The 6,811-nt window shown below is 38.9% G+C and carries 8 protein-coding genes; 6 read left to right on the top strand and 2 right to left on the bottom strand.

Going from position 1 to position 6,811, the window contains the following annotated elements:
- Window positions 1-364: 364 nt before the first annotated feature.
- Together ACTHTS_RS10605 and ACTHTS_RS10600 are read right to left on the bottom strand one after the other, a co-directional pair.
- Window positions 365-1,102: a replication initiation protein gene (locus ACTHTS_RS10605; protein WP_440367636.1), complete on the bottom strand. Its 738-nt coding sequence runs from the start codon at window positions 1,100-1,102 to the stop codon at window positions 365-367.
- 572 nt (window positions 1,103-1,674) lie between these two features.
- Window positions 1,675-1,908, bottom strand: a complete 234-nt coding sequence (locus ACTHTS_RS10600) for a hypothetical protein (RefSeq protein WP_070649294.1) — start codon at window positions 1,906-1,908, stop codon at window positions 1,675-1,677.
- Between the two features lie 470 nt (window positions 1,909-2,378).
- Here ACTHTS_RS10600 and ACTHTS_RS10595 point away from each other — a divergent pair, with 470 nt between their 5' ends.
- From ACTHTS_RS10595 to ACTHTS_RS10570, 6 genes are read left to right on the top strand one after another with little or no spacing between them, the layout of a single operon-like run.
- Window positions 2,379-2,738 (top strand): hypothetical protein, encoded by a 360-nt coding sequence (locus tag ACTHTS_RS10595; protein WP_070649292.1) that lies wholly within the window; start codon window positions 2,379-2,381, stop codon window positions 2,736-2,738.
- Between the two features lie 43 nt (window positions 2,739-2,781).
- Complete coding sequence (locus tag ACTHTS_RS10590) at window positions 2,782-3,114, top strand: hypothetical protein (protein ID WP_440367634.1); 333 nt, start codon at window positions 2,782-2,784, stop codon at window positions 3,112-3,114.
- A gap of 1 nt (window position 3,115) precedes the next feature.
- Window positions 3,116-4,048, top strand: a complete 933-nt coding sequence (locus ACTHTS_RS10585; RefSeq protein WP_440367632.1) for a type IV secretion system protein — start codon at window positions 3,116-3,118, stop codon at window positions 4,046-4,048.
- A gap of 14 nt (window positions 4,049-4,062) precedes the next feature.
- Entirely contained in the window at window positions 4,063-4,854 is a 792-nt protein-coding gene (locus ACTHTS_RS10580; protein ID WP_440367630.1) for a VirB8/TrbF family protein, read from the top strand.
- Entirely contained in the window at window positions 4,851-5,561 is a 711-nt protein-coding gene (locus ACTHTS_RS10575) for a TrbG/VirB9 family P-type conjugative transfer protein (protein ID WP_440367628.1), read from the top strand. Before ACTHTS_RS10580 ends, ACTHTS_RS10575 begins: the two co-directional genes overlap by 4 nt.
- Before the next feature lie 11 nt (window positions 5,562-5,572).
- Window positions 5,573-6,805, top strand: coding sequence for a TrbI/VirB10 family protein (locus ACTHTS_RS10570; RefSeq protein ID WP_440367626.1), 1,233 nt, complete (start codon window positions 5,573-5,575; stop codon window positions 6,803-6,805).
- Window positions 6,806-6,811 lie beyond the last annotated feature (6 nt).

Here is a 6,811-nt window from a genome sequence, read left to right as displayed (position 1 = left end):
CGGTTCAGCTGGCAGTCGGAATTTGTTCCATTTAAAGGCCAAAGTCATAGCAGATAAGCTCTTTCAGCCGGTTCAGCTGGCAGTCGGTTTTTGTTCCATTTAAAGGCCAAAGTCATAGCAGATAAGCTCTTTCAGCCGGTTCAGCTGGCAGTCGGAATTTGTTCCATTTAAAGGCCAAAGTCATAGCAGATAAGCTCTTTCAGCCGGTTCAGCTGGCAGTCGGTTTTTGTTCCATTTAAAGGCCAAAGTCATAGCAGATAAGCCTTTTCAGCCGGTTCAGCTGGCAGTCGGTTTTTGTTCCATTTAAAGGCCAAAGTCATACAAAAAAAGAAACTGCTTTGGGCAGTTTCTTTTTTGGATCAGGCTAGGCTCTCTCAAATTTAAAATGAAGTCTAGCAACTTTCCTACCTTCTTTTTCAGGAATAAATTCAATCTTCCAACCATCCTTTTCAACCAATTCTTTAATAGCTGGTTCAATAACTCGAATCCGAAGATTTTTGAAATTATTCAAATAAGAATCAGGTACTTCCATTTCTCTAGCAAATTCTTCAACCGTTGTCTTATACCAACCACTGGAAGATTTTATACCGTCTTTTTTAGTTCTAAATTGTTCAAACTTTTCAAGTAACCTCCAAGAGTATAAGGAACGTAAGGAAGATGCTTGAAGTAACTGATATTGAGTAAATCTTTCTGTTACATCAAATAAAAAAGGGGCAATCTCAGCATTAAATTTTACACCAACATATCCCTCATTCTCCTCGTATTTGATAATTGAAAACCACGGGTACATTGTAGTTTCGCGTCTTTCCTCGTCCTCTAAAAATACCGTAACCGCCCTGCTCAACATACCTTTAGCTGACTCTTTCATCTGCTCATAAGCCTGATTAAGCGGTAAATTAAATGTTTCGGCATACTCTTTAGCTGTAATTTTTGCCAAACCATTTAAACCATTTAGCTTCGCAAGAGCGCAAGCTACAATCCGTTTTTCAGACAAATTCAAACCCATTGCAGAACGATTCAAACTATTAGCCATAACGATGTTTTTAGATTGTAGTCCTGACAACCTTTTTCGCTGTTGGGGTAATTTATTAATTTGAGCCATTTAAATGAACCTTTTTATCCGATACTGGATTATCGGATAAAATTTAAAATGGTACAAGTATTTTTTTTGTACCATTTTAAAAATGTTGATAAGTTCGATTGTGGATAACTTTAAAATTATAGGTGTTGAAAATAGTCGGAATTTGTTCCATTTATAGTCGGAATTTGTTCCATTTATAGTCGGAATTTGTTCCATTTAAGTCGGAATTTGTACCAGTAAAGCGACTAAAAACCGTACCAAATAAGGCTTTCAAAGTGCCTAAAAATAATTAAAAATAATTTAAAAACAGATGAAAAACCAATTCCAAGAAAAATTTTGGGGATAACTCGAAAGATTTTCAGCAGAAAATCTGCGAACTTGGGAAAGAAACTAAGCATAGTTTCGTTTGTTGGAAAACCGGTTACTGGTTTCTCTGAGATCGTGAATCTGCTGATTCACTATCCCAGCCCCTCGTTCAGTCTGCTGACTGAACTCAATTTTTTATTCTTATTTTTTCTAGGCTTGTTTCTTTGCTGATAGCAGTTATCAACAGATTTTGTGTATAAGCTGGGTATTAATAGGGGAGAGTATAGCTATTCATCATTGGTCATCCGTGAGACATAGCCGTCATAACGCGGATTTTCAGACATTTGATATTTTTCTTTCAGTAAATCCAACGCTTCATAGACCAAATCTACACGTCTGAGCTTTTCGCCGTTCTCTCGGCAATATCCCTGTTTTCTCAAGTTCAAAACAAGCATATCTAGCTCAATCAGAAAATCGTCATTGATATACAGCGAATAGCTGCGTTTGCTTTTGTCTGTCATAAAGCCACATTTTATAAAAAATATATTTTATAAAATTATAGTTTTGAATCATACGCTTATTTAAGCAAAATCATAAAATCATGATTTTATGATTGTGAAACTATTTACAATTAAAACGATATTGTTTACACTGAAAAGCATGAAGAAGGTATCAAATCCTCCATACGTCAAAACATCACTTTTAGAATCAATCAGTTGTTATTAAATACAAATATAACAATATCAAACGTCATCACAGCGGATACTTTTATCTGCGCCCAAAAGTTATAACAATCAAAATCGTTCCGTACAAAACATTACGGGATATGCCTTTTACATTTTCGTTAGTGATAACCAAACTGGAAGGAAATCCCATGAAGTACCTCGCTTTTATACTTATCTCTTTTTCATTGCTCGGCTGTTCGGCAAACAAACAGCCTAAATCCCCTTGCGCTTGCGATTTTGTTCCAATCAATCAAGTGGTGGCTTAAATGAAAAAGTATCTTCCCCTCCTGGCTTGTAGCCTTTTACTGGCGTGTTCAGAATCTCCTAGTTCGGCTGAAACCCAAAATGGCCAGATGTTTGTTGGCATTTGGGTAAACCCAGTAAAACCAGCTCAACAAAATAGTAGCTTCGCTATTGATGACCGTATTTTGATTGAGAAAAAGGCCGATGATGTTTTTAGCGTATCGGTTTTAGCTCGTGGTGTTTTCACAGAAATGAAGTTTGACCCAAAAACTAATTTACTGTGTACCCAAGATACAGACCGTGCCTGTTTCCGCTTGGAAAATGCCAATACTCTAACCATCGGCTCAGAAAATGGGTTGTTGACCTATCAGCGAACCAAATAGCTTTTACCTGAAAAAATTAAATCGAGTTAGAAAGGATATTCAAATGGAATCTAAATTATTCGTATTTGCTTTATTGTTTGGATTGGCAGCTTGTGCGGAATCTGTACCTGACGTAACCGGTACTTATCGTGATAAAGGCAAACATATCCAACGTGATTATGAAATCACTCGATTAGAAGCTGACCCAAAAAAATTCAAAATGGTTATTACAGAACGCTGGCGCGACAATGAATTGAAAAAGAACCATGTTTATACCTATACCACACAAAATAAATTTTGTGAGGAATCCACGTTATCAAGTTGCTTCACATACGATGAAAAACAACAAGGAATCAGGTTAGATGGATTTGAAAACTTTTTTCCGAAAGTAAATTGAGATGGCAAATTCTTCAACGCAACAAAGTGTTGATTCATTATCAACACTTTCAGAGCAGCTAAAAGCATATTTTTCAACTCTTGATGAAAAATTTGATTCAATCATTTTGGAGAATGTTGAAAATTTTTATCAGCAGGTTATGGAAAACACAATTCCAATTTTAGCGGCTATGTTGTTCTGCTGGATGGTTTATCAGGCAATACATTTGATGTATGCCAGAGTAGATGCGAAAAAGCTGACTTTGGACTTCTTCAAATTTTTTTTGATTCTAACCTTAATTGGCTCGTGGGCTGACGTGTATCACTATATTGGCGAACCAGTAATTTACGGAATACCTGAGCTTGTTGGCTCTATGGTTGGTCAATCGCAATCAGCTTTAATTTATTCTTTCGCTACTCTTGTATTCGATGAAATTTATAAGGGTTTTTCTTCCGTAAGTAGCGGTGGGGTTTTAGAAATTGCTTTTGTTCTACCTGTTGTTGGCGTGTATTTAGTGGTTATGTTGTTGGCTATTGTAGCGATTGGTTTGTATTTTTTAGTGTTTCTACAATGCAAACTAATTTTAGCTCTGATGATAATCACTGCTCCGATATTCATTGGTTGTGCAATGTTCGATTCAACCAAAAACTTTTTTAATAACTGGGTAGCTCTGATATTCAACCAATTTTTAACACTCCTGTTATTGGCATTAGCTACACAGTTGATTATGGGGGTCATACCAGCAATTTATAAAAAAGTATTTCCATCTGAGGTCGCTACTTTTGCCTCTGCTATTGGTATGGCGCTTTCCTTATTCGTCACATTAGTAACATTTGCCAAAATGCCAAGTATCGCCTCTAGCTTAGCTTCAAGCGGTTTCGGCATTACTAGTACAGGCGTTGGTAATGTAATGTCTGCTGCTAAAAAGTTTTTTACAAAAGGACTAGCCAAATAAATTAAGGGTTGGAAATGGAAAACTTAGATAAATTCAAAAAAGACAGCCAAGCATTTTTAGACGCACTCGGTGTGTCGTATGAAAAAGAGGATAAGCGTAAAAACAAGCTACTGTTATGGTGCTTGATTTTGATCAGCGTGTTGGTTGTCGGAATCATTGTTTTGGCATTTACCATCATGCGAATGATGCCGCTGAAACAGACTGAGCCGATTATTGCGGTGGTCGATAGTGCAACTGGTATTGTTGAAAAAGTCGTTCATCTTGAAAACGATTCAGACCCATCTGCTTTCAAAATGTGGATTCAATCAACCGTCAATTCAGTTGTGAATGCCCGATATGGCTATGCCTACATCGGTAGCGGAAAATCACTTGAAGAACGTTATAACAATGCTGCCGTATTCATGGATACCAATGTAAAACGTGATTTTTTTGCAGAAGTAGCGCCGGATAATCCAAACAGTCCTTTCTCTCGTTTGGGTAAAACTGGAACGATCGAAGTCGATGTATCTTCAATCAACGTAACTGATGATAAGCGATTTCAAGTTAATTTCCGTACTCGTATGAAAAATCAGGGAGCAGAACAGGTTTATTCATATTCTGTTGTCGGTTCGTATGTTACTGGCAATTACGATGATTTGAGCGTGGAACAGCAACGACTGAATGCTTTTGGATTCAAAATTACAGGCTGGTCTGTTTCGCAGAATGCTTCAACCGATGCTTTATCTTCTTCGTCAGCAGTCGGTTTACCTGAACAAGCGGCAGTCGTGCCAAATGTTTCAGAAACAACAGAGGAAACTAAGAAATGAAAACCGCGTTAATAACTTCTTTGGCGTTATTGGTTTGTTCCGGTGCAATTCAGGCGGCAACAGTGCCGAGAGCAGTGTCAGAAGATTCTCGTGTCCGTGTTGTCCGTTTTAATCCAAATCAGGTTGTTGAAATTGATACGGCTTTCGGTTTTGCAACAACGGTTGAATTTGGAACTGAACAGATTAAAACAGTTGTGTCAGGCGATACTATCGGCTGGCAGATAGTTCCTCAAGGAAACCGTTTATTTATCAAACCAGCGGAACAGCCGCAAGCAGGAATGAGCAGCACTAACGTAAATGTGATTACTGATAAACACAATTACTACCTGCATTTACGCAGTGGTAGCCGCAAAAACCCAGTTTTTGTAGTACGTTTTGATTACAGCCAGCCTACTGACGTAGCGAAGAGCAAGGCGGCCGCCAATAAAGCACCGACATTTAGGCAGAATAACTATAACTACTCACAAACCAAAGTAAAAGGTATCAAAATCAAGTCTGTTTTTGATGATGGCCAATTTACTTATTTTGAGTTTGATAACCGCCAATCTTTACCTGCAATTTATTTGGTCAATGCGCGTGGTCGTGAAGAATTAACCAATGTGCGCCGCGAGGGTAAATATGTGGTGGTAGAAAAAACAGGTCGAATCTTCGCTTTACGTTTAGGCGACATTGTGAAATGTATTCGCAATGAAGATTTCAAGGATTGAAGAGGTGTGAAATGAGCAATCAGGAAAATGAAAAAGATTTTTTAAATTCCGAACCCGAAGAAATTAACGTACCTCCTGAACCTGAATTAGGGGCGAATGAAAATATCAAAGTTAAACCAAAAGTAACTTTAAACAAAAAACCGATAGCTCAGGCAGTCGGATTGATTTCTGTTGCAGCTATCGTATTTGGCGGTTTGGCATATATTAAATTGTCAGATAAAGAAGAAAAGTCAGAAGATTTGGGTGTGGTTAGCAATCCTGTATCAAACCCAAATAGTACCGATTCCTCGGTAAATAAACTGAGTTTTAATCCTCCACAAGAAGCTATTGCTGTGCAGCAGGCAGAACAACCAGTACCTCCGCCGCCTATGCCTCAGCAACCGCAGGTTGATGAAGCAGCAGAAGCGCGTAAAACACAGGAAAGAGCAATGCTCGAAGCACGATATAAATCATCGGTTATGGTAACAGGTGGTAGTGGCGATATATCGCCGAATGCCGCACAAGCCAACGGTCAAACCGATATGCAGGCTTTTTTTGCTGCAATGGCTCAAGGTGGTGGTCAAAACGGTGCAGCACTCCAAACACAAAGCCAGTCGCAAAGTGCAGCTAGCACTCAAGGAGGCCGGTTTAATTCGGGGACAAGCCAAGCTCCTATTTCAAGTGCTTCTTACAATCCGAATCGTGAATTTTTGGTTCAGCAGGGAAAAGTAATAGATGCCGTGGTGGAAACAGCAATAAAAAGCGATATTCCATCAACCATTATTGCCCGCGTAAGCGATCCGGTCTATGGCGAACAGGGTAGATATGAATTGTTGCCTGCCGGTACACGGTTGTTTGGGGAATATTCCTCAGTTGTGAAAGCTGGTCAGACTGAAATCGCGGCCATTTGGCGCAGGGCAATCACGCCGCAGGGTGTTGAAATTATGTTAGACAGCCCAGCAACCAATAATCTAGGTATCGTTGGTATGGGTGGAAAGGTAAATAATCACTTTTTCCGTATGTTCGGTACAGCAGCTTTGTTATCGGTATTTGGTGCGGCCACAGCAACGGTTGATGTTAAAGGCAGCGACAATAACAACAGCGCGGCTCAATACCGTTCTGAGGTAGCTAATGCGTTTAATGATACCGCTCAAAATATGTTGTCTAAACACGCAGATATTCCGCCAACTATTGAAGTCAAACACGGTGCGCAAATTAAGATACTGGTTGCCAAAGATTTAGATTTTTCATCCCTTTTGAATTGAGGTAGT

It is taken from the genome of Neisseria sp. P0019.S003 (assembly GCF_051957115.1).
GTDB lineage: Bacteria > Pseudomonadota > Gammaproteobacteria > Burkholderiales > Neisseriaceae > Neisseria > Neisseria flavescens_D.
Note: the sequence above shows the minus strand (reverse complement) of the source record. Positions and strands in the feature narration are given on the sequence as shown.